Annotated in this window: 18 protein-coding genes; 13 read left to right on the top strand and 5 right to left on the bottom strand. The window is 56.8% G+C overall.

Annotated features, from left to right (window positions below):
• Nucleotides 1–5: 5 nt before the first annotated feature.
• The 4 genes from HFD94_RS12200 to mutH all read right to left on the bottom strand — a co-directional run bounded on the left by HFD94_RS12200 (nucleotide 6) and on the right by mutH (nucleotide 3,011).
• Nucleotides 6–1,046 (bottom strand): NADP(H)-dependent aldo-keto reductase, encoded by a 1,041-nt coding sequence (locus tag HFD94_RS12200; RefSeq protein ID WP_010248659.1) that lies wholly within the window; start codon nucleotides 1,044–1,046, stop codon nucleotides 6–8.
• A 140-nt stretch (nucleotides 1,047–1,186) separates the two neighbouring features.
• Nucleotides 1,187–1,405, bottom strand: coding sequence for a YgdI/YgdR family lipoprotein (locus HFD94_RS12195; RefSeq protein ID WP_003853956.1), 219 nt, complete (start codon nucleotides 1,403–1,405; stop codon nucleotides 1,187–1,189).
• A 118-nt stretch (nucleotides 1,406–1,523) separates the two neighbouring features.
• A complete protein-coding gene (locus tag HFD94_RS12190) occupies nucleotides 1,524–2,234 on the bottom strand; it encodes a TerC family protein (RefSeq protein ID WP_010248654.1) in 711 nt (236 codons plus the stop codon).
• Nucleotides 2,235–2,333: 99 nt separating this feature from the next.
• On the bottom strand, nucleotides 2,334–3,011 hold the full coding sequence (gene mutH, locus HFD94_RS12185; protein ID WP_122889652.1) for a DNA mismatch repair endonuclease MutH: 678 nt from the start codon (nucleotides 3,009–3,011) through the stop codon (nucleotides 2,334–2,336).
• A 684-nt stretch (nucleotides 3,012–3,695) separates the two neighbouring features.
• Here mutH and rppH point away from each other — a divergent pair.
• From rppH to recD, 12 genes are all read left to right on the top strand, one after another.
• On the top strand, nucleotides 3,696–4,223 hold the full coding sequence (gene rppH / locus HFD94_RS12180) for an RNA pyrophosphohydrolase (RefSeq protein ID WP_009087042.1): 528 nt from the start codon (nucleotides 3,696–3,698) through the stop codon (nucleotides 4,221–4,223).
• A gap of 12 nt (nucleotides 4,224–4,235) precedes the next feature.
• On the top strand, nucleotides 4,236–6,482 hold the full coding sequence (ptsP, locus tag HFD94_RS12175) for a phosphoenolpyruvate--protein phosphotransferase (RefSeq protein ID WP_010248647.1): 2,247 nt from the start codon (nucleotides 4,236–4,238) through the stop codon (nucleotides 6,480–6,482).
• 451 nt (nucleotides 6,483–6,933) lie between these two features.
• On the top strand, nucleotides 6,934–7,815 hold the full coding sequence (gene lgt / locus HFD94_RS12170; protein WP_010671040.1) for a prolipoprotein diacylglyceryl transferase: 882 nt from the start codon (nucleotides 6,934–6,936) through the stop codon (nucleotides 7,813–7,815).
• On the top strand, nucleotides 7,812–8,606 hold the full coding sequence (gene thyA, locus HFD94_RS12165; RefSeq protein WP_167433173.1) for a thymidylate synthase: 795 nt from the start codon (nucleotides 7,812–7,814) through the stop codon (nucleotides 8,604–8,606). Before lgt ends, thyA begins: the two co-directional genes overlap by 4 nt.
• A 186-nt stretch (nucleotides 8,607–8,792) precedes the next feature.
• On the top strand, nucleotides 8,793–9,263 hold the full coding sequence (locus tag HFD94_RS12160) for a prepilin-type N-terminal cleavage/methylation domain-containing protein (protein ID WP_045139650.1): 471 nt from the start codon (nucleotides 8,793–8,795) through the stop codon (nucleotides 9,261–9,263).
• The gene (locus HFD94_RS12155) at nucleotides 9,260–9,787 is read left to right on the top strand and encodes a prepilin peptidase-dependent protein (protein ID WP_181955366.1); all 528 of its coding nucleotides are present in this window, start codon (nucleotides 9,260–9,262) and stop codon (nucleotides 9,785–9,787) included. The genes HFD94_RS12160 and HFD94_RS12155 overlap by 4 nt, the downstream gene beginning before the upstream one ends.
• Nucleotides 9,784–10,188 (top strand): DUF2509 family protein, encoded by a 405-nt coding sequence (locus HFD94_RS12150; protein WP_045139652.1) that lies wholly within the window; start codon nucleotides 9,784–9,786, stop codon nucleotides 10,186–10,188. The genes HFD94_RS12155 and HFD94_RS12150 overlap by 4 nt, the downstream gene beginning before the upstream one ends.
• 25 nt (nucleotides 10,189–10,213) lie before the next feature.
• Nucleotides 10,214–10,474: a prepilin-type N-terminal cleavage/methylation domain-containing protein gene (locus HFD94_RS12145; protein ID WP_022623816.1), complete on the top strand. Its 261-nt coding sequence runs from the start codon at nucleotides 10,214–10,216 to the stop codon at nucleotides 10,472–10,474.
• Between the two features lie 101 nt (nucleotides 10,475–10,575).
• The gene (recC, locus tag HFD94_RS12140) at nucleotides 10,576–13,953 is read left to right on the top strand and encodes an exodeoxyribonuclease V subunit gamma (protein ID WP_122889653.1); all 3,378 of its coding nucleotides are present in this window, start codon (nucleotides 10,576–10,578) and stop codon (nucleotides 13,951–13,953) included.
• Between the two features lie 108 nt (nucleotides 13,954–14,061).
• On the top strand, nucleotides 14,062–16,959 hold the full coding sequence (gene ptrA / locus HFD94_RS12135; RefSeq protein WP_122889654.1) for a pitrilysin: 2,898 nt from the start codon (nucleotides 14,062–14,064) through the stop codon (nucleotides 16,957–16,959).
• Complete coding sequence (recB, locus tag HFD94_RS12130; protein ID WP_122889655.1) at nucleotides 16,956–20,495, top strand: exodeoxyribonuclease V subunit beta; 3,540 nt, start codon at nucleotides 16,956–16,958, stop codon at nucleotides 20,493–20,495. Before ptrA ends, recB begins: the two co-directional genes overlap by 4 nt.
• On the top strand, nucleotides 20,492–22,333 hold the full coding sequence (gene recD, locus HFD94_RS12125; RefSeq protein ID WP_010671032.1) for an exodeoxyribonuclease V subunit alpha: 1,842 nt from the start codon (nucleotides 20,492–20,494) through the stop codon (nucleotides 22,331–22,333). The genes recB and recD overlap by 4 nt, the downstream gene beginning before the upstream one ends.
• A 50-nt stretch (nucleotides 22,334–22,383) precedes the next feature.
• On the opposite strand, the gene argA is transcribed toward recD, so the two are convergent.
• Nucleotides 22,384–23,712: an amino-acid N-acetyltransferase gene (gene argA, locus HFD94_RS12120; protein WP_010248624.1), complete on the bottom strand. Its 1,329-nt coding sequence runs from the start codon at nucleotides 23,710–23,712 to the stop codon at nucleotides 22,384–22,386.
• A gap of 232 nt (nucleotides 23,713–23,944) precedes the next feature.
• On the opposite strand from argA, the gene amiC reads away from it, so the two are divergent.
• Nucleotides 23,945–25,189 carry an N-acetylmuramoyl-L-alanine amidase AmiC gene (gene amiC, locus HFD94_RS12115; protein WP_010248623.1) on the top strand — a complete coding sequence of 415 codons (1,245 nt, stop codon included), beginning with the start codon at nucleotides 23,945–23,947 and terminating at the stop codon, nucleotides 25,187–25,189.
• Nucleotides 25,190–25,374 lie beyond the last annotated feature (185 nt).

The raw sequence follows: 25,374 nt of genomic DNA, 5'->3' as shown, positions 1-25,374 counted from the left end.
AGCGCTCAGGGAGCCGGATAAGTATAACGTCGGTGGATCGCCTCAATGCCTTCCAGGATCTCTGCATTTAAGGTCAGATTGAAGCTGTCGATATTGATCTGCAACTGTTCAGGCGTAGTGGCGCCCAGCAGCGTGCTGGCCACAAACGGCTGCTGACGCACATAGGCCAGGGCCATCTGCGACGGGTCGATCTGATGCTGCTGAGCCAGTGCCACATATTCGGCAATCGCCTTTTGTGACTGCTCGCCGCTGTAGCGAGTAAAGCGGCTGAACAACGTGTTGCGTGCGCCCGCAGGCTGCGCGCCATTCAGGTATTTGCCGCTCAGCGTTCCAAACGCCAGGCTGGAATACGCCAGCAGCTCTACGCCTTCATGCTGGCTGATTTCGGCCAGACCCACTTCAAAGCTGCGGTTCAGCAGGCTGTAGGGATTCTGAATGCTGATAATGCGCGGCAGCTCATGCTTCTCCGCCAGCTGCAGATAGCGCATCACGCCCCACGCGGTTTCGTTCGACACCCCGATATAGCGGATCTTACCGGCTCGCACCTGTTCGGTCAGCGCTTCCAGCGTCTCCAGCAGCGTCACCTGAGCAGTGGTTTCGCTGTACTGATAGCCAAGCTTGCCAAAATAGTTGGTCTGACGCTGTGGCCAGTGCAGCTGGTAGAGGTCAAGGTAGTCAGTATTCAGGCGTTTCAGGCTGGCATCCAGTGCTGCGCGGATGTTTTTACGGTCCAGCGCCATATCCGGGCGAATCGACGCATCATTGCCACGTGAAGGCCCGGCCACTTTACTGGCAAGAATGATTTTGTCGCGGCTGCCGCGCTGTTTAAGCCAGCTGCCAATATATTGTTCGGTCAGACCCTGGGTTTCCGGACGCGGGGGCACCGGATACATCTCGGCAGTATCAATAAAGTTGATGCCGGAACGGATAGCTAAATCCAGTTGAGCATGGGCGTCGGCTTCGCTGTTCTGTTCGCCAAACGTCATGGTGCCCAACCCCAGCTGACTCACTTCCAGCGTGCTGTGGGGAATACGATGATAGTGCATTGCCAGCTTCCTTTTCTTTATGGAATGGAATGTTGTGTCCTCAGGGACTATAGCGCGAGCAATGGCGGGGAAGGAAGGGGGAAAAGTCGGGGAAATCACCTGCCAGCCGGGAATCGGTGGCAGGTGATTAAATCGGGCACTTAACGTTCAATGATCGTAGAAACCTCATCGCTGTTAATCTGCACCATATGACCCGTCTGGTCAGTGTACTCCACCAGGCCGGTCTCTTTATCAATGCTCGGCTTGCCTTCGGTCATGATCATCCGGCCATCTTTGGTCGCCATGACATAATCAGAACTGCATCCACTTAAGAATGCGGCGGTTACCATCACCAGTGCTACTCCTGCCAACCCTTTCATCACGCCTAATCCTCACAAATGGTCAAGTGCAAACAGTGTAGTAATAAATGGTTTTGCCGGCAGGGTTAATCGTATGAATCTGAAAATAACCGGGCGAGCAGGCTCGCCCTTGACTTTATCAGGCGTGCTTTTTCTTACTGCGCATCAGGTTAAGACACTCAACCGCCATTGAGAAGAACATAGCGAAATAAATGTAACCTTTTGGTACGTGGACCGCAAAACTCTCCAGGATCAGGGTGAAACCGACCAGAATCAGGAAAGAGAGAGCCAGCATTTTCACTGACGGATGGCGGTCAACAAACTCACCGATCGCGCGCGCAGCGAACATCATCATCAGCACGGCAATAACCACCGCCGCCATCATAATGAACAGATGATCGGAGAGGCCGATGGCCGTGATCACCGAGTCGAGGCTGAAAATAATGTCGAGCATCATGATCTGTACAATCGCACCCAGGAAGGAATGGACGCGGGTGTTGTGTTCGCCTTCACTGCCTTCGATCGTTTCATGGATCTCCATGCTCGATTTCCACAGCAGGAACAGTCCGCCAAACAGCAGAATCAGATCGCGCGCCGAGAACGCATGATCCATCAGCGTAAAGAGCGGGTTAGTCAGACGGGCTACCCACGCGATAGAAGCCAGCAGGCCAAGACGCATCAGCATCGCGCCCATCAGACCAATGCGACGTGCGCTGGCTTGCTGGTGTTTTGGCAGTTTAGCGACCACCAGCGACAGGAAAATGATGTTATCAATACCCAGCACCACCTCAAGGATGGTCAGTGTGCCCAGCGCCAGCCAGGCGTTGGGATCGGAAATCCACTCAAACATACCGACATTTAATCCTAAACGAAAAGTAAACGGCGATTATACGCATTCATTTCGCCGATCTCCCACAAAATTGCGACACATCAACGCGGGTGGCGATATTCAGAGGAGAAAATGACGCGCCAGCAGGGGCCCGGTGAAGCTTTTCTTCAGGTAGAAACCGCGCGGCAGCGTCATGATTGGCTGGCCCTGATCGCCGATTCCTTCTGTCAGCGCTTTGCTATTGGCGGCTTTGGGCCGGATTTGCAGCCAGGCACCATGTCGCGCGGTAATCTGCTCTACGCGACCCAGCACAATCATATCCATCAGCTCTTCCCAGTCCTGTCGCAGCATCTCATCTTCTTCCGCATCGGGGCTCCATAACAGCGGCGCGCCGACACGGCGTTCCCGCAGCGGAATCTCACGCCCGCCTTCAACCGGGATCCACAATACCCGCGCCAGCTTGTGGCGCACATGGCTGGTGAGCCAGGTCACGCCGCTGTTGCCGGTCAGAGGTGCCACGCAGACAAAGGTGGTTTCCAGCGGTTTACCCTGCGCATCAATCGGGATGGTTTTCAGTTCGATACCCAGATGGGCAAAGTCCTGCTCCGCTTTGCTGCCTGCGCTGGCACCAAGATGCCACTCCAGCAGCATGCCGACCCAGCCCTTGTCGCGTTTGAGATCAGCAGGCATGGGCAGACCGGCGCGGCCAGCCAGGGTTTCCAGTGTCAAACCGGCTAAATCCTGCGCGCGTGCCAGCAGGCTGGCTTCATCTTCAGGTGGTCCTGGCTGGTAACTCATGGTGAACACTCGCAATGATTAAAATTTGTACAACAGCAGGTGAGTCACGTTTCTCACATAAATAATCCGCGTCAGGGATCGATAATAACATGATAGATCGTGCTTTTTTTAGCGGATTGCACGCTCGCCGCCCCAGGTGCTTCAGGGTTATCCCAGCTTACCCGCAACAATGAACAGGATCTCCAGCCCGGTTATCCACAGAAAAATGGGATAACCACCGTCTGAGTGCGGTACTGGTTCCATTTACAGCCTTGACTTTTCACGATCTGGCCATAATTTCGTCGCTCTGGCCTAACCCTGAGCGATTATCTGTGGATAAAAAGCAGTGTGCTTATATTTTAAGCAATTGCCAGTTACCATGAAAATATTCACTGTTTATAAAAGATTTACCGGTAAGATTTTCGATTTAATGTCATTAAAAATCATACGGATGTGTTGTTGGTTCTTTTTGGCTCTTCAGCGCGCACTGAAAAGGTTATTCAGATAACTCCCGCGTTCTGCACAAAGCTATCCACAGAAAAGGTGAATAAGATCGATCTTTTTCACGGTCATTGTTTATAACTTTGCCATTTTCTGTGAGTTATCCCGGCGATGATGGCTTAACCCCCCATGAATCCAGTGGTTTACCGCCTGTAAGGAGTGTGAAACAATCAGCTCATTCAAATTTTGCTTTGAGGTAGTCCGGTGATCGATGATGATGGCTACCGCCCGAATGTTGGTATCGTAATCTGTAACCGGCAGGGACAAGTGTTATGGGCCAGGCGCTTTGGACAGCACTCCTGGCAATTTCCTCAGGGAGGCATCAATCCCGGTGAAACCGCAGAACAGGCGATGTATCGCGAACTGTTCGAAGAGGTCGGATTACACCGGAAAGATGTTCGAATACTTGCTTCTACCCGTAACTGGTTACGTTACAAGTTGCCAAAACGTTTGGTGCGTTGGGACACAAAGCCGGTATGTATCGGCCAGAAACAAAAGTGGTTTCTTCTGCAGTTAATGTGTAATGACGCGGATATCAATGTGCAGCACAGCAGCACGCCCGAGTTCGATGGCTGGCGCTGGGTCAGTTTCTGGTATCCGGTGCGTCAGGTTGTCTCCTTTAAGCGCGACGTTTATCGTCGGGTGATGAAGGAATTCGCTGGCGTGGTGATGTCTATGCAGGAGAGTGCGGGGCAGCGAAATAATCCTGCCCATCGACGTAAGAGAGGATAGGCCACGCCCTTTATGCTCACTCAGTTGCGCGAAATTGTAGAAAAAGTGGCGAGTGCGCCGCGTCTCAATGAAGCACTCGACATCCTGGTTAATGAGATCTGTCTGGCGATGGATACGGAAGTCTGTTCCGTTTACCTCGCCGACCACGATCGTCACTGCTACTACCTGATGGCGACGCGCGGACTTAAAAAACCGCGTGGCCGCACCGTGACCCTGGCGTTTGACGAGGGGATCGTCGGTTTAGTGGGCCGTCTGGCCGAACCGATTAACCTTGCTGACGCCCAGAGTCATCCCAGCTTTAAATATATCCCCGCAGTGAAAGAGGAGCGCTACCGCTCCTTCCTCGGCGTGCCGATTATCAGCCGTCGCCAGTTACTGGGCGTGCTGGTGGTACAGCAGCGCGAGCACCGTCAGTTTGATGAAAGCGAAGAGTCGTTTCTGGTCACCCTTGCCACCCAGATGGCGGCATTGCTGTCGCAGTCGCAGATGGCCCAGCTGTTTGGTCAGTTCCGGCAGACGCGGGTGCGCGCGATTGCAGCTGCGCCTGGCGTGGCGGTGGCACCGGGCTGGGTAGATGAGACGCAGCCACTGCTCGATCAGGTTTCGGCTGCCTCAACGCTGGATGTTCATCGCGAACGTGAGCGTCTGTCGCTCGCCATGAGTGAAGCCACCAGTGAATTTCGTCGCTTCAGTAAACGCTTCAGCGCCAGCGCTCAGAAAGAGAGTGCGGCCATTTTCGACCTTTACTCTCACCTGTTAACCGATGCCCGACTGAAAAAAGATCTGTTCGATGAGATCGAACGCGGATCGGTCGCCGAATGGGCAGTGAAACAGGTGATCGAGAAGTTTGCTGAACAGTTTGCCAGCCTGACGGACACCTACCTGCGTGAACGCGCAGGCGATCTGCGGGTGCTGGGTCAGCGCCTGCTGTTTCACCTTGACGATACGCTGGTCGGCACCAATGCCTGGCCGGAACGCTTTGTGCTGGTGGCCGATGAGCTGACCGCCACCACCTTAGCTGAGCTGCCGCATGAGCGGCTGGCGGGCGTGGTGGTGCGTGACGGCGCAGCCAACTCCCATGCGGCGATTCTGACCCGCGCGATGGGGATCCCGACGGTCATGGGCGCTGACATCCAGCCTCATCAGCTCAACAAACGTTTGCTGATCGTCGATGGGTATCGCGGTGAGCTGTTGATCGATCCCGAGCCGGTGCTGGTGCAGGAGTACCAGCGTTTGATCAGCGAAGAGAATGCGCTGAGCAAAATGGCGGAGGGCGTGGTCGATCAGCCCGGTGAGTTGAAAAGCGGCGAGCGCGTGCAGGTGATGCTGAATGCCGGCTTAAGCCCGGAGCATGAGCAGACGCTGGGCAACTGGGTGGATGGCATCGGTCTCTACCGCACCGAAATTCCGTTTATGCTGCAGAACGGCTTCCCGTCGGAAGAGGAGCAGGTGGCACAGTATCAGGGCATGTTACAGCTGTTTCACAACAAGCCTGTGACGCTGCGTACCCTGGATGTGGGGGCAGATAAACAGCTACCCTACATGCCTATCAGTGAAGAGAATCCCTGTCTGGGCTGGCGCGGCATCCGCCTGACGCTTGACCAGCCGGAAATTTTCCTGGTGCAGGTGCGCGCGATGCTGCGTGCCAACGCCGCATCCGGCAACCTCAGTATTCTGCTGCCGATGATCAGCCATATCGATGAGATCGACGAAGCGAAAAAGCTGATCGATCGCGCAGGACGCGAAGTCGAAGAGATGCTGGGCTATACGATCCCCGCGCCGCGCATCGGCATCATGATTGAAGTGCCGTCGATGCTGTTTATGATCCCGCATCTGGCGTCGCGGGTCGATTTTGTCTCGGTTGGCACCAACGATCTGACCCAGTATCTGCTGGCGGTGGATCGCAACAACACCCGCGTGGCCAATCTCTACGACTCGCTGCATCCGGCGATGCTGCGTGCACTGAATACGATTGCGCAGGAAGCCCGTCTGGCCAATCTGGAATTGTGCCTGTGTGGTGAAATGGCCGGCGATCCAATGTGCGTGGCGCTGCTGGTCGGGCTGGGGTATCACCATCTCAGCATGAACGGCAAAAACGTACCACGGGTGAAATACCTGCTGCGCCATCTGGATCACGAAGAAGCACAGCAGCTCAGCGAGCAGGGGATGAATGCTCATACCGCCACTGAGGTTCGTCATCTGGTCTCGACCTTTATGGAGCGTCGCGGGCTGGGTGGATTAATCCGCGGCGGTCGCTAAGCGCCACTTCAGGCTATTTTATTTGCCATTCTGGCCCCGGGCAGTGCTCACACAGGCTGCTTTAGCAACCTGAACGCCCGTCAGGGCGGCCCTGAAGGGGCGAGCACAGCGAGTAATCCTCACGTACTACGTGTACGCTCCGGTTGTTGCGCGCTGTACATGACCAGTCTGGCTGCAACAATGTACGCCTGACGGGTCAGGCTATTTTATTTGCCATTCTGGCCCTGGGCAGTGCTCACAATCCTCACGTACTACGTGTACGCTCCGGTTGTTGCGCGCTGTCCGTGACCAGTCTGGCTGCAACAATGTACGCCTGACGGGTCAGACTCTGGGCGTTATCCGCGTTTACATTTGCGGGACAATTCACAAAACCGGCTGTGCTATGATGCGCAGCCTTAATTTATGTGCCTGACAACGCCCCTTTTCAGGGTTGAAAAATAGACGGTGAATGATGAATAACGGCTATATTGCATTTCCGCAGTTCGATCCGGTGATCTTCTCGATTGGACCGGTTTCGCTTCACTGGTACGGTCTGATGTATCTGGTGGGCTTTGTTTTCGCCATGTGGCTGGCTGTCCGCCGCGCCAATCAGCCGGGCAGCGGCTGGAAAAAAGAGGAAGTGGAGAACCTGCTTTATGCCGGTTTCCTGGGGGTCTTCCTTGGTGGACGCATCGGCTATGTGCTGTTCTACAACTTACCGCTGTTCCTGGAAAATCCACTCTATCTGTTCAAAGTCTGGGATGGCGGCATGTCGTTCCACGGTGGTCTCATCGGGGTGATTGTCGTCATGCTGGTCTTTGCCCGCCGCACCCGACGTAATTTCTTCCAGGTGGCTGATTTCATCGCGCCGCTGATCCCGTTCGGTCTGGGTGCCGGTCGTCTCGGCAACTTCATTAACGGTGAGCTCTGGGGCCGTGTCGATCCGGGCTTCCGCTATGCCATGCTGTTCCCTGGCTCCCGCAGCGAAGATGTCGCGCTGGCCGCCACCAATCCGCAATACCAGGCGCTGCTCAACACCTACGGCGTGCTGCCGCGTCATGCTTCGCAGCTCTATGAACTGGCGCTGGAAGGGATAGTGCTGTTTATCATCCTGAATCTGTTTATTCGTAAGCCACGCCCGATGGGCAGCGTCTCAGGCCTGTTCCTGATTGGCTATGGCGCCTTCCGTATTATCGTTGAGTTCTTCCGCCAGCCGGATGCCCAGCTTGGCCTGTTTGAAGGCGGAATCAGTATGGGACAGATCCTCTCTGTGCCAATGATTATTGCCGGTATTATTATGATGATCTGGGCGTATCGTCGTCGCCCGCAGCCACAATTTCGCGAGGAAAAATGAAACAGTATCTGGATTTAATGCAACATGTGCTGCACGAAGGCACGCCAAAAGCTGACCGTACCGGCACCGGTACGCTTTCAATTTTTGGTCACCAGATGCGTTTCAACCTGCAGGATGGTTTTCCGCTGGTCACCACCAAGAAATGTCATATCCGCTCGATTATTCATGAGCTGCTGTGGTTTCTGAAAGGCGATACCAACATCGGTTATCTCAAAGAAAACAACGTCTCCATCTGGGATGAGTGGGCGGATGAGAATGGCGATCTCGGCCCGGTGTATGGCAAACAGTGGCGCAGCTGGGTAACGGCCAGCGGCCAGGAGATTGACCAGTTAAGCCAGGTGATGGAGCAGCTGAAGCGCGATCCCGACTCACGCCGGATTATCGTTTCTGCCTGGAACGTCGGCGAGCTGAGCGAGATGGCGCTGGCCCCTTGCCACGCGTTCTTCCAGTTCTACGTGGCGGACGGCAAACTCTCCTGCCAGCTCTATCAGCGCTCGTGCGACATCTTCCTGGGCCTGCCGTTTAACATCGCCAGCTATGCGTTGCTGGTACATATGGTGGCGCAGCAGTGCGATCTGCAGGTGGGCGACTTCGTCTGGACCGGCGGTGATACCCACCTCTACAGTAACCATCTGGAGCAGGCGCGCCTGCAGCTGACCCGCGAACCGCGTCCGCTGCCATCACTTGTTATCAAACGCAAACCGGCGTCGCTGTTTGACTATCAGTTCGAAGATTTTGAGATTGAAGGCTACGATCCGCATCCCGCGATCAAAGCCCCTGTCGCCATCTGATTCGCGATAAAAGATAACGCCCTGGCACTTCGCCGGGGCTTTTTTTTGCCCGCAAACCGGTAAATCTGCGGCAACGCTCGCACGCTTCTGCCAATTCATGCTATTGGGGAAGATTCTCTGCGACGTGCTTTCCAGCCTGCCAAACCGCACCTTGTTTCATCTGTTCATCACCCGCACTCTGACACCATGAAAACAGCACACTTACGCGGCTTTACCCTACCGGAACTGCTGCTGGTGATGGTGATTGCCGGCATGCTGAGCGTTGCCGCGCTGCATGGCTGGCAGCGCTGGCAACAGCGGCAGCAACTGCGCGACAGCGCTCAGCAACTGCAGGGATTCCTGCTTGGGCTGCGTGCCCAGGCCAACCGGCAAAATAGCGATCTGGTTTTATGGTCACGGCCTGGCGATCCCTGGTGCATCGGTGCCGGAAGCCGCCCCGTTGCAGGCTGTGATAGCCGAAAACGGCTGCAATTCGTAGCGCCGCACGCTGGCGTTGCGCTCTATGACATCCGGGGTGAACCGGGCTTCTATGGCCGACGTAATGTGGCCCGGGCGGGTAGCATTGAGCTGGGTAACAGCGCCGGACGAATGCGGCTGATTATCTCGGCAAGAGCCCGTATTCGCCTCTGCATGACGGATGAGGAGACGTGTCGTTGAAAATGGCCGGATTCAGCCTGCTGGAGATGCTGATCGCCCTGGCAATCAGCGCCGTCGTGATGTTAAGTGCTGGCCGTTTTCTGCCGCTGCTGCTGGCAGAGAACGCCGGCGTGATGCAACGGGCGCAGCTGCGTCAGGAGTTACAGCAGATGATGGCGACGCTGGAAAAAGCGGTGCGGCGTGCCGGTTATTGTCACGGTGAGTGTGGCAGTGAGGCGCTGCAAATCAGAGAGAACTGCCTGCTGCTGCGCTGGGATGAGAACAGCAACGGTAAATGGGAAGGGGTGAGCTATGCAGAGAGTGACTATTACGGTTATCGCCTGCGACAACAGCAGCTTGAGATGCAGCGAGGTGTTGACCAGTGTCAGTCAGCGGGCTGGGAGCGGCTCTCCGATCCCGCGTTTATGACGCTGGAGCAGTTCAGCGTCAGCCAGCAGGGCACGCAGGTCAGGATAGTGCTGCAGGCACGGGCCGGACGCTGGCTTGAAACGGTGGAGAGCTGGATTGAGGCAGAGAACCTGTGAAGCAGCGAGGCAGCAGCGCTCTGGGCATGGTGTTGATGATTATGGTCATCGGCAGCTTTACGCTGCATGCCAGCCGTAAGATGTCTGAGCAGGGAATGCGACTGCTGGCGGATGAGCAGCAGTTTACTCAGGGTTTCTGGCGGGCGCAGTCTGCGCTGCAATGGGGCTTCTCCCTGAGCTGGTCAGCCAGTGAGGCGGCCAGCTGTCAGCAGGATGATCGCCAGGGCTGGCGCAGCTGTTTACAACGAGGTGAAAAGGATGAAGGTCTGCTTAAAGGGGAGGCCAGCGGCAGTGGTATGGCGGTCTGGCAGTGGGTACGGTTACGGGGCAATCAGATTACCGCGTTGCCGCACGGCTGGATCGATTACTGCCCGCTCACGCCCCCGGCCACCTGCCAGTAAGCGCGGTGGATTCAGCCTGCCGGAAGTGTTGTTTGCTCTGCTGTTAATGGCATTAAGCAGCAGCACGCTGTTGCACTATCATCGCGCACTGGCACTGGGATTCAGCCAGCAGTGGTATCAGCGTGAAGCATGGCGGGTGGCTGAGCAGCAACTGATGGGACATGAGAGTCCCGGCTGGACTTCAATACTGCAACAGCAGAGCGGTCCTTCAGGCTGCACCCTGGATCGGGCTGACGTGACGGGACCTTATCAGCGCCGTGCCACCCTGACGCGGCTGCGATGTTAACTCTTCCCGGTCGCCCTTTTGATGGGTTTCAACCGCGATACGCGGTAAAGTGACAGAGCCGCAATACCGCAGTCACGTTCTGAGTTATCACAGGAGTTTTCATGTTTCACGTTTATCACTCAAATCAGCTTGATGTGCTGAAGATTCTGGCGGCTGCGGTGATTAAACATGACCCTCTTGATGATCCTTTCGCCTCAGAAATGGTGCTGGTGCAGAGTCCGGGTATGGCGCAGTGGCTGCAGATGGAGCTGGCGCAAACCTTTGGTATTGCTGCCAATATCGAATTCCCGCTACCTGCCAGTTTTATCTGGGAGATGTTCGTCCGCGTACTGCCCGATATCCCGGTAGAAAGTGCTTTCAGTAAGGCCAGCATGGGCTGGAAGCTGATGCACCGGCTGCCGGAGATGCTGAAGCATGAAGAGTTTACCTCTTTACGCCACTATCTCCATGACGACGGCGACAAGCGTAAACTGTTTCAGCTCAGTTCACGTGTGGCCGATCTGTTCGACCAGTATCTGGTCTATCGTGCCGACTGGCTCAACAGCTGGGAGCGCGGCGAAACCATTGAGGGGCTGGGCGAGGCGCAGCGCTGGCAGGCTGCCCTGTGGCGCGATCTGGTGAGTTATACCCAGGCCCTGCGCCAGCCTGAATGGCACCGCGCCAACCTCTATGCGCGATTTATCCAGACGCTGGATCAGGCGAAAAGCACGCCGGAAAATCTGCCCAAACGGGTCTTTATCTGTGGCATCTCTGCGCTGCCGCCGGTCTATCTGCAGGCGTTGCAGGCGCTGGGACGTCACATCGACATCCATCTGCTGTTCACCAATCCCTGCCGCGATTACTGGGGCGATATTCAGGATTATGCGTTTCTGGCGAAACTGCAAAGTCGTCAGCGCCGACGTCATGGTGCTGATGAATCACGCGGACTCTTCCGGGATGCAGAGCAGGCACCGGCGCTGTTTAACGACGCCGGTGAACAGCAACTGACCAATCCTTTGCTCGCCTCATGGGGCAAGCTGGGACGTGACAACCTGTTTCTGCTGAGCCAGATGGAGTCAAACGATGACATTGATGCTTTTGTCGATGTGGAGCCGGACAACCTGCTGCACTGTATGCAGCACGATCTTCTCAATCTGCAGGATAACGCCATCATCGGACTGAATGCGGCGGAACTGGCACACAGCGATCAGAAGCGCTGCCTGGATCCGGAGGATCGATCAATTGCGGTGCAGGTCTGCCACAGTGCCCAGCGCGAAGTTGAAGTGTTGCAGGATCATCTGCTGGCGATGATGGAGGCCGATCCGACGCTGAAAGCGCGTGACATCATCGTCATGGTGGCGGATATCGACGCCTACGCCCCTTTTATTCAGGCGGTGTTCGCCAATGCACCTGCCGATCGCTATCTGCCGTTTGCGATTTCAGATCGCCGTGCCAGTCAGGCTCATCCGGCCATTGTGGCGTTTTTGCATCTGCTGGCACTGCCGGACAGCCGTTTTGTCTCGGAGGATGTGCTGGCGCTGCTCGATGTCCCGGCGCTCGCTTCCCACTTCGCCATTGATGAAAGCGGCCTGCGTTTACTGCGGCGCTGGGTCAGCGAATCGGGGGTACGCTGGGGGCTGGATGATGCCAGCGTAGAAGCCCTGTCACTTCCGGTTACCGGCCAGCACACCTGGCGCTTTGGCCTGCAGCGTATGCTGCTGGGTAATGCGATGGAGAGCCACAACGGTGACTGGGAAGGGATTCTGCCTTATGACGAGTCGGGTGGTCTGGTGGGGGAGCTGGCGGGACATCTGGCTGAGCTGCTCTCCCGGCTTAATCACTGGCGGCAGCTGCTTGCCGAACCCCGACCACTGGCGGCCTGGCTGCCCATGTGCCGGGAACTGCTCAATGCCTTTTTCAGGCCCGATGCAGAAACCGAGGCCGCCTTGCTGCTGGTGGAAGAGCAGTGGCAGCAATTGATTGAATATGGCATGGATGCGCGGTTTGAAGAGGCGATTCCGGTGGCGCTGTTGCGTGATGATCTGCGTAGCCGGCTTGATCAACAGCGCATCAGTCAGCGTTTCCTGGCGGGGCAGATTAACTTCTGTACCCTGATGCCAATGCGCTCCATTCCTTTTCAGCTGGTCTGTTTGCTGGGCATGAACGACGGCGTCTATCCCCGTACTTTAGCACCGTTAGGTTTTGATCTGATGCAGCAGCAGTCCCGCAAAGGCGACCGCAGTCGCCGCGATGATGACCGCTATCTCTTCCTGGAGGCGATGATTTCGGCGCAGCAGCAGCTCTATATCAGTTATATCGGCCGGGCGATTCAGGATAATACGGAACGCTACCCCTCGGTGCTGGTCACAGAACTGCTGGATTACATTGGACAGAGTTTTTATCTGGACGGTGATGGCCATCTTGAGCTGGATGAGAGTGCCGAACGGGTGCGGATGCACCTGCAGCACCTGCACAGCCGGATGCCGTTTGCCGCCGAGAATTTCCAGCCTGCTGCCAGACTGCAAAGTTTCGCCCGTGAGTGGCTGCCTGCTGCGCGAGGCGCGGGGCAGCCGCAGCCCGATTTTGTGCAGCCGCTGGAGGCGCCGTTAATTGACGCGCTGACGCTGGAGGCGTTCCTGCGCTTCTGGCGACATCCGGTCCGGGCCTGGTTCCACCAGCGGCTTGGCGTGAGTTTCTGGCTGGAGGAGAACGAACTGCCTGACAGCGAGCCGTTTGCGCTCGACAACCTTGAGCGTTATCAGATTAACGCGCAGTTGCTGAATGCCCTGGTCGAAGGCGAGGATACTCAGCGGCTTTATGCGCACCATCGTGCGGCCGGTAATCTGCCTTATGGCGCGTTCGGTGAGCTGTTCTGGCAGGCGCAGCGCGATGAGATGCAGGAAGTAGCGGCAGAAGTGGTCACCCAGCGCAGCGACGGCGAGAGCTGGGAAGTGAATCTGCAACTGGAGCAGGTCAGCTTAACCGGGTGGCTGACGCAGGTTCAGAGTGATGGATTGCTGCGCTGGCGGCCTGGCGTACTCAACATGAACGACGGACTGCTACTCTGGCTGGAACATCTGGTCTACTGCGCGCTGGGCGGCACCGGCAGCAGCCGGATGTTTGGCCGGCAGCAGAGCCGCTGGTGCTTCCTTGCTGTGCCGCAGGCAGAGGCGATTGCTGCGCTGAATGAGTATGTCACGGGATATCTCGCGGGTATGCGTCAGCCGCTGATGCTGCTTAACAAAAGTGGCGGCGCGTGGCTGACCGCCAGCTACGACAAAAAAAGTCAGCAGTTACTGACTGATGAGGCAACCCAGCTTAAGGCGCGTAATCGCCTGCTGACGGCCTGGTCAGGCAACTATCAGGTTGAGGGTGAAGGCAGCGATCCCTATCTGCAACGTCTTTGCCGGGTGCTGGATGAGCCACAACTACAGCAGATAACTGAGGCGGCACAGCGCTGGTATTTACCGGTGCTGGCTGCACATCAGGATGATGAATAGCCGATCAGAAGGCGTTTTTGCTGACTGACTCATTACACAAAAATTTTGCTCTGCTTTGAGCCGCCGCGTCCGACATTGGCGGTTTATCGGGAAACGAGAGGGGTTTACATGCGGGTACACGCACGCTGGATAGCGGCGCTAATGTTAAGCCTGATGGCTTGCACAGCGCAGGCGCAGGAGCAGGCATCATCAGGCTGGCAGCCGGTTAACGACACTATTCGCAAAAGTGAACAGGATCCCCGCCACTATCAGGCTATCCGGCTTGATAATGGGATGACGGTGTTACTGGTTTCCGATCCTGTGGCACCGAAATCGCTGGCGGCGCTGACGCTGCCGATAGGATCGCTGGACGATCCCGATCAGCAGGCGGGACTGGCGCACTACCTTGAGCATATGGTGCTGATGGGTTCAAAGCACTACCCGCAGCCCGACAACCTGGCTGAATTCCTGAAAAAACATGGCGGCAGCCACAACGCCAGCACAGCCTCTTACCGCACCGCCTTTTATCTGGAAGTGGAAAATGACGCGCTGGAACCGGCGGTTGATCGCCTGGCGGATGCGGTGGCTGAGCCGCTGCTGGATCCGGTTAACGCTGACCGCGAGCGCCACGCCGTGAATGCCGAGCTGACCATGGCGCGCTCGCGCGATGGCCTGCGTATGGCCCAGGTCGGCGCAGAAACCCTGAACCCGGCGCATCCGGCGTCACGTTTTTCGGGCGGCAATCTTGAGACCCTGAAAGATAAGCCAGGCAGCAAACTGCACCAGGCGCTGCAGGACTTTTATCATACGCATTACTCCGCCAATCTGATGAAAGCGGTGATCTACAGCAACAAACCGCTGCCGGAGATGGCGTCGATTGCGGCTAAAACCTTTGGCCGGGTGCAAAATCATGACGCCAGCGTGCCGGAGATTACGGTGCCGGTGGTGACCGATGCGCAGCAGGGCATCATCATCCATTACGTTCCGGCCCAGCCGCGCAAGCAGCTAAAAATTGAATTCCGCATTGCTAACAACAGCGATCGGTTCCGCAGTAAAACCGACACGCTGATAAGCTATTTAATCAGTAACCGCAGCAAAAACACGCTGACTGACTGGCTGCAAAAACAGGGGCTGGCCGACGGGGTGAATGCGGGTGCTGACCCGATGACCGAGCGCAACAGCGGCGTGTTTGCGATTACCGCGTCACTGACTGATAAAGGTCTGGCGCAGCGCGACCAGGTCGTGGCGGCGATATTCAGCTACATCAATCTGCTGCGTCAGCAGGGGGATGATAAGCGCTATTTCAATGAAGTTTCGCATGTGCTGGCGCTCGACTTCCGCTATCCCTCAATTACCCGCGATATGGATTACATTGAATGGCTGGCCGACACCATGCTACGCGTACCGGTTGAACATACGCTGGATGCACCTTATCTGGCGGATCAGTACGATGCCGCCGCGATTAATGCCCGGCTGAAAGAGATGACCCCGCAGCATGCGCGTATCTGGTACATCAGTCCGCAGGAGCCGCACAACAAAAAAGCCTATTTTGTGGATGCGCCTTATCAGGTTGAGAAGATCACTCCACAAACCTTTGCAGACTGGCAGCAGCGCGCCAGCCAGATTACGCTGGCGATGCCCGTGCTGAACCCCTATATCCCGGACGACTTCACCCTGTTACCGTCAGACGGCAAAACGTATCAGCATCCGGTGAGACTGGATAACCAGGATGATATGCGTATTTACTGGATGCCCAGTCGTTATTACGCCAGCGAGCCAAAAGCGGCGATCACCCTGGCGTTACGCAATAAGCACACCATCAGTGATGCCCGTCAGCAGGTGCTATTTGGCCTGAATGACTACCTTTCCAGCCTGGCGCTGGACGAGCTTAATTCACAGGCTTCAGTGGGCGGCATCAGCTTCTCAACGGGTGAAGATGAAGGGCTGGTATTCAGCGCCAACGGCTTCACTCAGCGTCTGCCGACCCTGCTGAAGAAACTGGTGGAAGGTTATGCCACTTTCCAGCCGACAGAACAGCAGCTGGAGCAGGCTAAATCCTGGTATCTGGAGCGGCTGGACGCGGCGGAAAAGGGCAAAGCGTTTGAACAGGCGATTCAGCCGATGCAACTGCTGTCGCAGCTGCCATATACCCAGCGCGAGGCTCGCCGCAAGCTGGTAAGCACACTATCACTTAAGGATGTTACTGACTATCGCGATACGCTGTTCCGCGACGCGACGCCGGAGATGCTGGTAGTGGGCAACCTCAGTGCTGACAGCGTGACGCAGCTGGGGCATGAGCTCAAACAGCAGATGCAGAGTCATGCGACCCGCGACTGGCATAGTCAGTATGTCTCGATTAAAAAACCGCTGAAAGCCAACCTGCAACAAAAAGGCAGCAGCACCGACTCCGCCCTTGCCGCGCTCTATGTTCCACTGGGATACAGTGAATATCAGAGCATGGCGCACAGCTCCATGCTGAGCCAGATTGTGCAGCCGTGGTTCTACAATCAGCTGCGGACCAAAGAGCAGCTCGGCTACGCGGTTTTTGCCTTCCAGATGCCTGTGGGTCGCCAGTGGGGGATCGGCTTCCTGCTGCAAAGTAACAGCAAACAACCGGGCTGGCTGTTGCAGCGCTATCAGGCCTTCTACCCGCAGGCGGAAAAACGTCTGCGCAGTATGAGCCAGGCAGACTTTGCCCAGTATCAGCAGGCGATGATCAATGATTTGCAGCAGCGTCCTCAGACGCTCTTTGAGGAAGCGGATCGCTTTAGCCGCGACTTTGATCGGCAGAATGATCAATTTGATACCCGGCAAAAAATGACAGAGCAGGTTCAGCGGTTAACCCCGGCGAGCCTGGCAGACTTTTTCCGGCAGGCCGTGATCGAACATAAGGGCATGGTGATGACCTCGCAGATTGCAGGCACCGGCAATGGCAAAGTTGAGTTTGCCCGTCAGCCTGGCTGGAAAACCTGGAGTGAAGTGGCACAACTGCAGCAGTCGCTGCCGGTAAAGAGTGAGACCCAATGACGCAGTTACCTCCCGTATCGCTGAATCCTTTAACGCTGCCGCTCAGAGGCGAGCGGCTGATTGAGGCGTCAGCGGGCACCGGAAAAACCTTTACCATTGGTCTGCTCTATCTGCGCCTGCTGCTGGGGCTGGGCGGTGAAAACGCCTACAGCCGGCCGCTCTCTGTCGAAGAAATTTTAGTCGTGACCTTTACCGAGGCCGCGACCGCCGAATTGCGCGGGCGCATCCGCGAGAATATTCATCAGCTACGTCTGGCCTGTATCCGCGGCAAAAGCAGCAATCCGATGCACCAGTTACTGCTGGAGCAGATGCCTGATCTGGCTCAGGCCGCCGCGCAGCTGCTGGCTGCCGAGCGGCAGATGGATGAAGCCGCCATTTTTACCATTCACGGCTTCTGTCAGCGGATGCTGAATCTCAATGCCTTTGAGTCGGGCATGCTGTTCGAGCAGGAGTTGATTGAAGATGAGCAGGCGCTGCTGAAGCAGTCGGCCGCCGATTTCTGGCGTCGTCAGTGCTATCCACTGAGTCTGGATGTGGCACGGATCATCGCCGCAGAGTGGAGCGGGCCGGATAGCCTGCTGACCACGCTGCGCCCCTGGCTACAGGGGGAGTCCCCGGGGCTGAAACGTCCGCCTGCCGCCGATGAGACGCTGGCATCACGGCACGCCCGCAATCTGGCGCGCATCGAGGCCATCAAGCAGCAGTGGCAGGCGCTCAGCGCCGATGTTGAGGGCATTATCACTGCATCTGGCGTTGATAAGCGCAGCTACAGCAGTAAACATCTGCCCAACTGGGTGGCCCGCGTCACGCAGTGGGCCAGCAGCGAAACGCTGGATTATCAGTTGCCCAAAGAGCTGGAGCGCTTTGGACAGCAGGTGCTGGAGGAGAAAACTAAAAAGGGTGAAGCGCCGCGTCATTCGCTGTTTGAGGCGATCGATCAGTTTATGGCAGAACCGCTGTCGCTGCGGGATGTCATCATTGCGCAGGCGCTGACCGATGTGCGCGCTACGGTGCAGCGCGAGAAACGGTTACGTGCACTGTTAGGCTTCGACGATCTGCTCAGTAAACTGGATGAAGCGCTGCAGCAGCCAGGCGGCGTTTTGCTGGCAGAAACCATCCGGGCGCGTTACCCGGTGGCCCTGATTGATGAATTCCAGGATACCGATCCGCAGCAGTACCGCATCTTCCGCACACTCTATATTAATCAGCCTGAACAGGCACTGTTTCTGATCGGCGATCCCAAGCAGGCGATCTATGCGTTTCGCGGTGCGGATATTTTTACCTATCTGCGGGCCAGAAACGAAGTCAGCGCTCACTACACGCTGGATACCAACTGGCGTTCATCACCTGAGATGGTCGGGAGCGTCAACCGCCTCTTTTCTCAGCTCGATTCGCCTTTTCTGTTCTCGGCGATCCCCTTTCAGCCAGTTAAGCCTGCTGCGCCCAATCAGTCGCTGAAACTGATTTTTGACGAGCAGCAGCAACCGGCGTTACGGTTCTGGCTGCAGCCTGGCGAGGGCGTGGGTAACAGCGATTACCAGCAGTTTATGGCACAGCAGTGTGCGGCCGATATCAGCCGCTGGCTGGTGGCCGGACAGCAGGGGCGCGCCCGCCTGGGCAAAGGCGAGGCGCTGCAGCCGGTGCGGGCTTCCGATATCACCGTGCTGGTGCGCAGTCGTAATGAGGCCGGTTTAATCCGCGACGCGCTGAATGCGCTGTCGATTCCTTCGGTCTATCTCTCCAGCCGGGACAGCGTCTACACCACGCCGGAAGCGCGCGAACTGCTCTGGTTACTGCAGGCGATACAGGCACCCGAGCAGGAACGTCTGCTGCGCAGCGCGCTGGCGACCTCAATCTTTGCTATTGATGCAGCAACGCTCGACGCGCTGACACAGAATGAACGCGAGTGGGATGCGCTGGTGGAGCAGTTTGCCGTCTGGCAGCAGCTGTGGCATCAGCGCGGCGTGTTACCGATGCTGCGTGACGTGATGATCAGGCGGCAGCTGGCAGAGAATATGCTGGCCTCGGAGAACGGTGAACGTCGCCTGACCGATCTGATGCATCTGGGTGAACTGCTGCAGGAGGCTTCGGTGCAGCTGGAGAGTCCGCACGCCCTGGTGCGCTTCCTGGCGCAGCAGATTGCCCGGCCAAACAGCCAGGCCTCCAGCCAGCAGTTGCGTCTGGAAAGCGACCGCCATCTGGTGCAGATCATCACCATCCATAAATCGAAAGGACTGCAATATCCGCTGGTCTGGCTGCCATTTGCTGCCGGGTTCCGCGAGGCGGCCAGCGCGCTTTATCACGATCGCGACACGTTCACGGCACTGCTGGATGTGCAGGGTGATGCACAAAGTCTGGCGCTGGCCGAAGAGGAGCGCCTGGCGGAGGATCTGCGTCTGCTCTACGTGGCGCTGACCCGTTCGGTCTATCACTGCAGCGTCGGCATTGCGCCACTGATCAAAGGCACCCGCAAAAAAGAGGGCGAAAGCGATCTGCACAAGAGCGCGCTGGGCTACCTGGTGCAGCAGGGTGAGGCGGCGGATGCGCAGCAGCTCAGTCAGCGATTGAATGCGTTAACCGGTGAAGGGATTGCGCTGGTTGAAGAGGCTCTGCTGCCGGGAGAAATGTGGCAGGATGCGCAGCAGGGCGATGAGGTTTTAAGCAGTCGCGACATTACGCGCGCGCTGGCTGACGTCTGGCGGGTAACCAGTTATTCAGGCCTGCAACAGCATCACAGCTCGCCGCTGCTGGATGCGATGCCCAATTTTGATATTGATGCCGCGGGCGAAGAAGAGAAGGGTGAAGAGGCTGCATTGACACCCCACCACTTTCCGCGCGGAGCGGCACCCGGTACGTTTTTGCACGGTCTGTTTGAGTCGATCGACTTTACCGAACCGCCGGACAGCGTCTGGCTGGAAGATCAGCTGCAGCATAATGGCTATCCGCTGACCTGGTTGCCGGTTCTGGAACAGTGGATTGACCGGGTCTTACATACGCCGCTCAATGCTGAGGGGCTGACGCTGTCGGCGATAAAAAGCAGCGAACGCCTGATTGAGATGGAGTTCTATCTGCCGATCAACAATCTGCTGACTGCGGCGGATCTTGACGCTCTGCTGCGCCGGCACGACAGCCTCTCTCAGCAGGCCGCCCCCCTGGATTTTCGTCAGGTGCGGGGCATGCTGAAGGGCTTTATCGATCTGGTCTTCCGCTGGCAGGGAAAATATTATCTGCTCGACTACAAATCGAACTGGCTGGGGGATAGCCACGCCGCTTACACGCCAGAGGCGATGGCGCAGGCGATGATTGGCCACCGCTACGATTTGCAGTATCAGCTCTATACGCTGGCGCTGCATCGCTATCTGCAGCATCGTTTGCCGGACTACGACTATCAGCGTCACTTTGGTGGGGTGTTTTATCTGTTTTTGCGCGGGATGGATGGCAGCTCGCCGGACAACGGCATTTTCGCCACCCGACCTGCTGAAGCCTTTGTGGAAGAAATTGATGCACTGTTTGGTGAAACCGGGGAGATGTTATGAGTGACATGCTGAGTCTGCTGCTGCAGGCGGTAGAGAAGCGTCTCCTGCGACCGCTGGATATACAGTTTGCCCAACTGGTGGCCCCGGAATCACAGCCTGGGCTGCTGCTCGCTGCGGCCTGCGTCAGCGCTGACGCGGGTGAGGGGCACGTCTGTTTACCGCTGAGCAACCTCTGCGAAGCGAATCTGTTCGCTGGTCGCCAGCCTGCGCTGGCTCAGGCGATCTGGCACGCCGCTGGTGCGCCGGAAGACTGGACAGCACGCTTTGCTGACTGGTCGGCTGTCAGTGATGGCAGCCTGGTTACGCCGCTGGTGCTGAGCAACCAGCGTTTATATCTGCATCGGCTGTGGCAAAGCGAAGGCCGGGTCGCCGACTTCTTCGCTGCGCAGGAAGTAAAAACTGCGTTTGATATGCATGCTGCAGGCGACGTGCTGAACAGCCTGTTTGACGACCAGCCGGAGAACTGGCAGAAAATTGCGGCGGCCGTGGCGCTGACCCGCAAGACTGCGGTTATTTCCGGCGGGCCGGGTACCGGTAAAACCACCACAGTGGCGAAACTCCTCGCTGCCCTGATTCGCCTGAATCCCGGTGCACTGCGGATTCAGCTGGCGGCACCGACCGGCAAAGCCGCCGCGCGACTGACCGAGTCACTGGGCAGTGCACTGCAGGAACTGGCGGTCAGCGACGAAGAACGCCGGCGTTTTCCTGCCGAAGCCACCACGCTGCATCGCCTGCTGGGCGCACAGCCCGACACTCAGCGGCTGCGCTACCATGCCGGTAACCCACTGCACCTTGATGTGCTGGTGGTTGATGAAGCGTCGATGGTCGATCTCTCAATGATGGCAAAACTGATCGCCGCGCTGCCTGCCCATGCCCGCGTCGTGTTTCTGGGCGATCGCGATCAGCTGGCCTCGGTCGAAGCCGGTGCGGTGCTGGGCGACATCTGCCGCTGCACCGAAAGCGGCTACAGCCTGGCACGGGCTGAACAGCTCGCGCTGCTGACCGGCTGCACACTGCAGGGCAGTGACGATGTGCAGGCACCTGCAGTCCGCGACAGTATCTGTCTGCTGCAGAAGAGTTATCGTTTTGATGACTCATCAGGCATCGGCCAGCTGGCAAAAGCGATCAATCGTGGCGATGCAGAGCAGGTCAGGGCGGTGTTTGCTGCGGCTTATGAGGATATCAGTTACCAGCCGCTGAACAGCGCTGACGCTTATCAGGCGATGCTGGATGAGGTAGCCCAGGGTTATCAGCCCTTCCTGCAGTTGATCAGACAGCAGTCGTCGCCCGCAGAAGTGATTGCCGCTTTTGGCCGTTATCAGCTGCTGTGTGCATTACGTGACGGGCCATTTGGCGTGCAGGGTCTGAACCAGCGTATTGAGCAGCGACTGATGCAGCTGCAGCGCATCCGTCGTCCTGGCATGGGCAGCCGCTGGTATGAAGGGCGTCCGGTGATGATCACCCGAAATGACAGCGCGCTCGGCCTGTTTAATGGCGATATCGGCATGACGATGCGGGATGAAGAGGGCAACCTGAAGGTCTTTTTCCCGCTGCCGGATGGATCGATCAAGGCGATTCAGCCGAGCCGGTTACCCTCACATGAAACGGCCTGGGCGATGACGGTGCACAAATCACAGGGCTCGGAGTTTGATCATACCGCGCTGGTGATGCCCACGCAGTTTCTGCCGGTGCTGACCCGTGAACTGGTCTATACCGCGATTACACGTGCACGGCGGCAACTGACCATCTACAGCGAACCCGGCGTATTTCAGCGTGCCGTGCAGCTGCAAACGCAGCGACGCAGCGGTCTGGTGGAGCGACTAGGGGAATCTGGCTGAGAAGAGAGGGGACAGACCACGCGGGGGGTGCCTGTCCCTTACGGATTGAATCAGGTGAGATCGGCCATCAACACTTTTGAACGGCGCTGATAGTTATACATCTCTTTTTTACTCTCGGGCAGGGACTCAATATCTACCGGCGTAAAGCCGCGTTCCTGGAACCAGTGGATGCTGCGGGTGGTTAACACAAACAGTTTTTCCAGCCCCATCTGGCGTGCCTGAAGTGCCACGCGCTGCAGCAACATCTCACCGCGTGAAGAGCTGCGATAGTCAGGATGAACCGCCACACAGGCCATTTCGCCAATCTTTTCATCCATAAACGGATAGAGTGCTGCACAGGCGATGGTCAGATTATCGCGCTGAATGATGGTGAACTTATCAATTTCCATTTCCAGCTGCTCGCGCGAGCGACGCACCAGAATACCCTGCTGCTCCAGCGGACGAATCAGTTCGAGGATGCCGCCGATATCATTGATATTGGCGCGACGGATCTGCTCTGCCGACTCCATAACGATCTGGGTACCGATACCGTCGCGTGAGAAGAGCTCCTGCAACAGCGCGCCATCTTCCTGATAACTGATTAAATGACTGCGGCGTACACCACTCCGGCACGCTTTCACCGCACCACGCAGGAAGCGAACGGTCCCGGAAAGATAATCGCCTTCCTTTTCAATCTCATCGATACGGGCCTGCGCATCATTCGGGAAGAGCTCGGAGATGATTTCACCCTCGCTGTTCAGCACGCCCTGCTCAGAGCAGAAGCCGATCATTTTCTCCGCTTTGAGTTTAATCGCCAGCTGGGTAGCCACTTCTTCCGAGGTCAGGTTAAAGCTTTCGCCGGTAACTGAAACCGCAACCGGGCCCATCAGCACAATCGCATCGTTATCCAGCTGACGATGAATGGCCTCTTCATCAATACGACGGATACGGCCGCTGTGACAGTAATCCACGCCATCATCCACGCCCAGCGGCTGTGAAATAATGAAGTTGCCGCTGACCACGTTGATATGCGCGCCCTGCAGCGGCGTGTTGTTGAGACTCATTGAGAGGCGGGCCGTGATATCTAACTGCAGTCGGCCAGCGGCCTGCTTCACTAACTCCAGCGATTGCGCGTCGGTGACCCGGGTAAACTTATGGTAAACCGGCTCCAGCTGCTGCTGAGCCAGGCTGGCATCAATCTGCGGTCGTGCGCCATACACCACGACGAGGCGAATGCCCAGGCTGTGCAGCAGGCCGATATCATTAACGATGCCAGAGAAGTTCTCATGCTCAATCGCTTCGCCACCCAGCATGATGACAAAGGTTTTACCCCGGTGGGCATTGATATAGGGAACGGTATGGCGAAAACCCTGAACCAGTTCGGTACTACGTTCCTTCACGGCCAACCCTCAGTGAATGTTTATTCGTATTTTTTGTATTTTTATGCTTTTACGCCCGGTTTTGCAAGTCTTAATCCTGACGAAAATTTACGTTTTTCTGGGTGTCAAAGCCGCTAACAGCCTGCATTATTTAGGGTTTCCGGGGTGACATCATGCTGCGGATTGGATAAAGTTTTCGCCGCCATTTTAGTAACTGGCGCTTTTTTAGACATTACACAGCAGCTGGAGCGGCATGTCAGACGTTAATTCCCATTTTTCACGCAGACGATTTTTACAGGGGACGGGCGCCTTACTGCTGTTAAGCGTCAGCCGGACAGGGTTGGCGGCGAAGAACCACATTGTGGCGGTGCGTATCTGGCCCTCATCGACCTACTCGCGGATGACGCTGGAGTCCAATGTCGCGCTGAAGTACAAGCAGTTTGCGCTGAGCAATCCCGAACGCCTGGTGATTGATATTCAGGGGCTGCATCTCAATCCGGTTCTGAAAGGGGTAGATAAGCAGGTTCGGGTCGACGATCCCTTTATTAAAAATGCCCGTGTCGGTCAGTTCGACAGCAACACGGTGCGCGTGGTACTGGAATTAAAGCGCAACGTCGCGCCGAAGATCTTTAATCTCTCGCCGGTCGCCGGGATCAATCACCGGCTGGTGGTCGATCTCTATCCGAGCCAGAACCAGGTTGAGGACGATCCTCTGCTGGCCCTGCTGAAAGATTACAACCAGGGCGATCTGGAGAAAGATGAAGGGGTGCAGGCGCCCTTACCCGGCAAAGCGGGGCGCGATCGTCCGATCATTATCATGATCGATCCCGGTCACGGTGGGGAAGATCCGGGCGCGCACGGCAAATATAAGACCCGCGAGAAAGATATTGTGCTGAAGATTGGACGGCGACTCAAAGCGCTGATCGATAAAGAGTCCAATATGAAAGCCTATATGACGCGTAATGAAGATGTCTTTATTCCGCTGCGCGTCAGGGTTGCCAAAGCCCGTAAACAGCGTGCCGACCTTTTTGTGTCGATCCATGCGGATGCCTTTACCAGCCGCGCGGCACGTGGCTCTTCAGTGTTTGCCTTATCAACCAGCGGTGCCACTTCGGCGGCGGCTCGTTTCCTGGCTCAGACTCAGAATGAATCAGACCTGATTGGCGGCGTCAGCAAAAGCGGTGACCGCTATCTCGATCACACCATGTTCGATATGGTGCAGCGTCAGACGATTCATGACAGCCTTAAATTCGGCAAAGAGGTGCTGCATCGCATGGGGCGCATCAACCATCTGCACAAACGCACCGTGGATCAGGCCGGATTTGCGGTGCTGAAAGCGCCTGATATCCCGTCAATTCTGGTCGAGACGGCGTTTATCAGTAATGTGGAGGAGGAGCGCAAGTTGCGAACCACCCGTTACCAGCATCAGGTGGCAGAGGCGATTCTGAACGGCATCAAAGCGTATGTGGAGAGTGGGGCGGCACTGGCCCATCGGTAAAAGAGTGCGGGTAGCCGGGCTATCCGCGCGCTTTTCAGGGCAGAAAGAGGCTAAAGCGGCTTTTGGGAACGTCAGAAACAAAAAAACACCCTTTCAGGTGTTTAAATGATTGGTTGCGGGGGCCGGATTTGAACCGACGACCTTCGGGTTATGAGCCCGACGAGCTACCAGGCTGCTCCACCCCG

It is taken from the genome of Pantoea sp. EKM20T, from assembly GCF_011800485.1.
Lineage (GTDB): Bacteria > Pseudomonadota > Gammaproteobacteria > Enterobacterales > Enterobacteriaceae > Pantoea > Pantoea agglomerans.
This window is presented reverse-complemented; position numbering and strand designations above follow the sequence as displayed.

What these genes read in the sequence shown, in the direction of transcription:
- HFD94_RS12190 (WP_010248654.1), bottom strand. Translation starts at nt 2,234, where the DNA reads ATGTTTGAGTGGATTTCCGATCCCAACGCCTGGCTGGCGCTGGGCACA.
- recC (WP_122889653.1), top strand. Translation starts at nt 10,576, where the DNA reads ATGTTTCACGTTTATCACTCAAATCAGCTTGATGTGCTGAAGATTCTG.
- ptsP (WP_010248647.1), top strand. Translation starts at nt 4,236, where the DNA reads ATGCTCACTCAGTTGCGCGAAATTGTAGAAAAAGTGGCGAGTGCGCCG.
- thyA (WP_167433173.1), top strand. Translation starts at nt 7,812, where the DNA reads ATGAAACAGTATCTGGATTTAATGCAACATGTGCTGCACGAAGGCACG.
- HFD94_RS12160 (WP_045139650.1), top strand. Translation starts at nt 8,793, where the DNA reads ATGAAAACAGCACACTTACGCGGCTTTACCCTACCGGAACTGCTGCTG.
- mutH (WP_122889652.1), bottom strand. Translation starts at nt 3,011, where the DNA reads ATGAGTTACCAGCCAGGACCACCTGAAGATGAAGCCAGCCTGCTGGCA.
- ptrA (WP_122889654.1), top strand. Translation starts at nt 14,062, where the DNA reads ATGCGGGTACACGCACGCTGGATAGCGGCGCTAATGTTAAGCCTGATG.
- recB (WP_122889655.1), top strand. Translation starts at nt 16,956, where the DNA reads ATGACGCAGTTACCTCCCGTATCGCTGAATCCTTTAACGCTGCCGCTC.
- HFD94_RS12200 (WP_010248659.1), bottom strand. Translation starts at nt 1,046, where the DNA reads ATGCACTATCATCGTATTCCCCACAGCACGCTGGAAGTGAGTCAGCTG.
- amiC (WP_010248623.1), top strand. Translation starts at nt 23,945, where the DNA reads ATGTCAGACGTTAATTCCCATTTTTCACGCAGACGATTTTTACAGGGG.
- recD (WP_010671032.1), top strand. Translation starts at nt 20,492, where the DNA reads ATGAGTGACATGCTGAGTCTGCTGCTGCAGGCGGTAGAGAAGCGTCTC.
- HFD94_RS12195 (WP_003853956.1), bottom strand. Translation starts at nt 1,405, where the DNA reads ATGAAAGGGTTGGCAGGAGTAGCACTGGTGATGGTAACCGCCGCATTC.
- lgt (WP_010671040.1), top strand. Translation starts at nt 6,934, where the DNA reads ATGAATAACGGCTATATTGCATTTCCGCAGTTCGATCCGGTGATCTTC.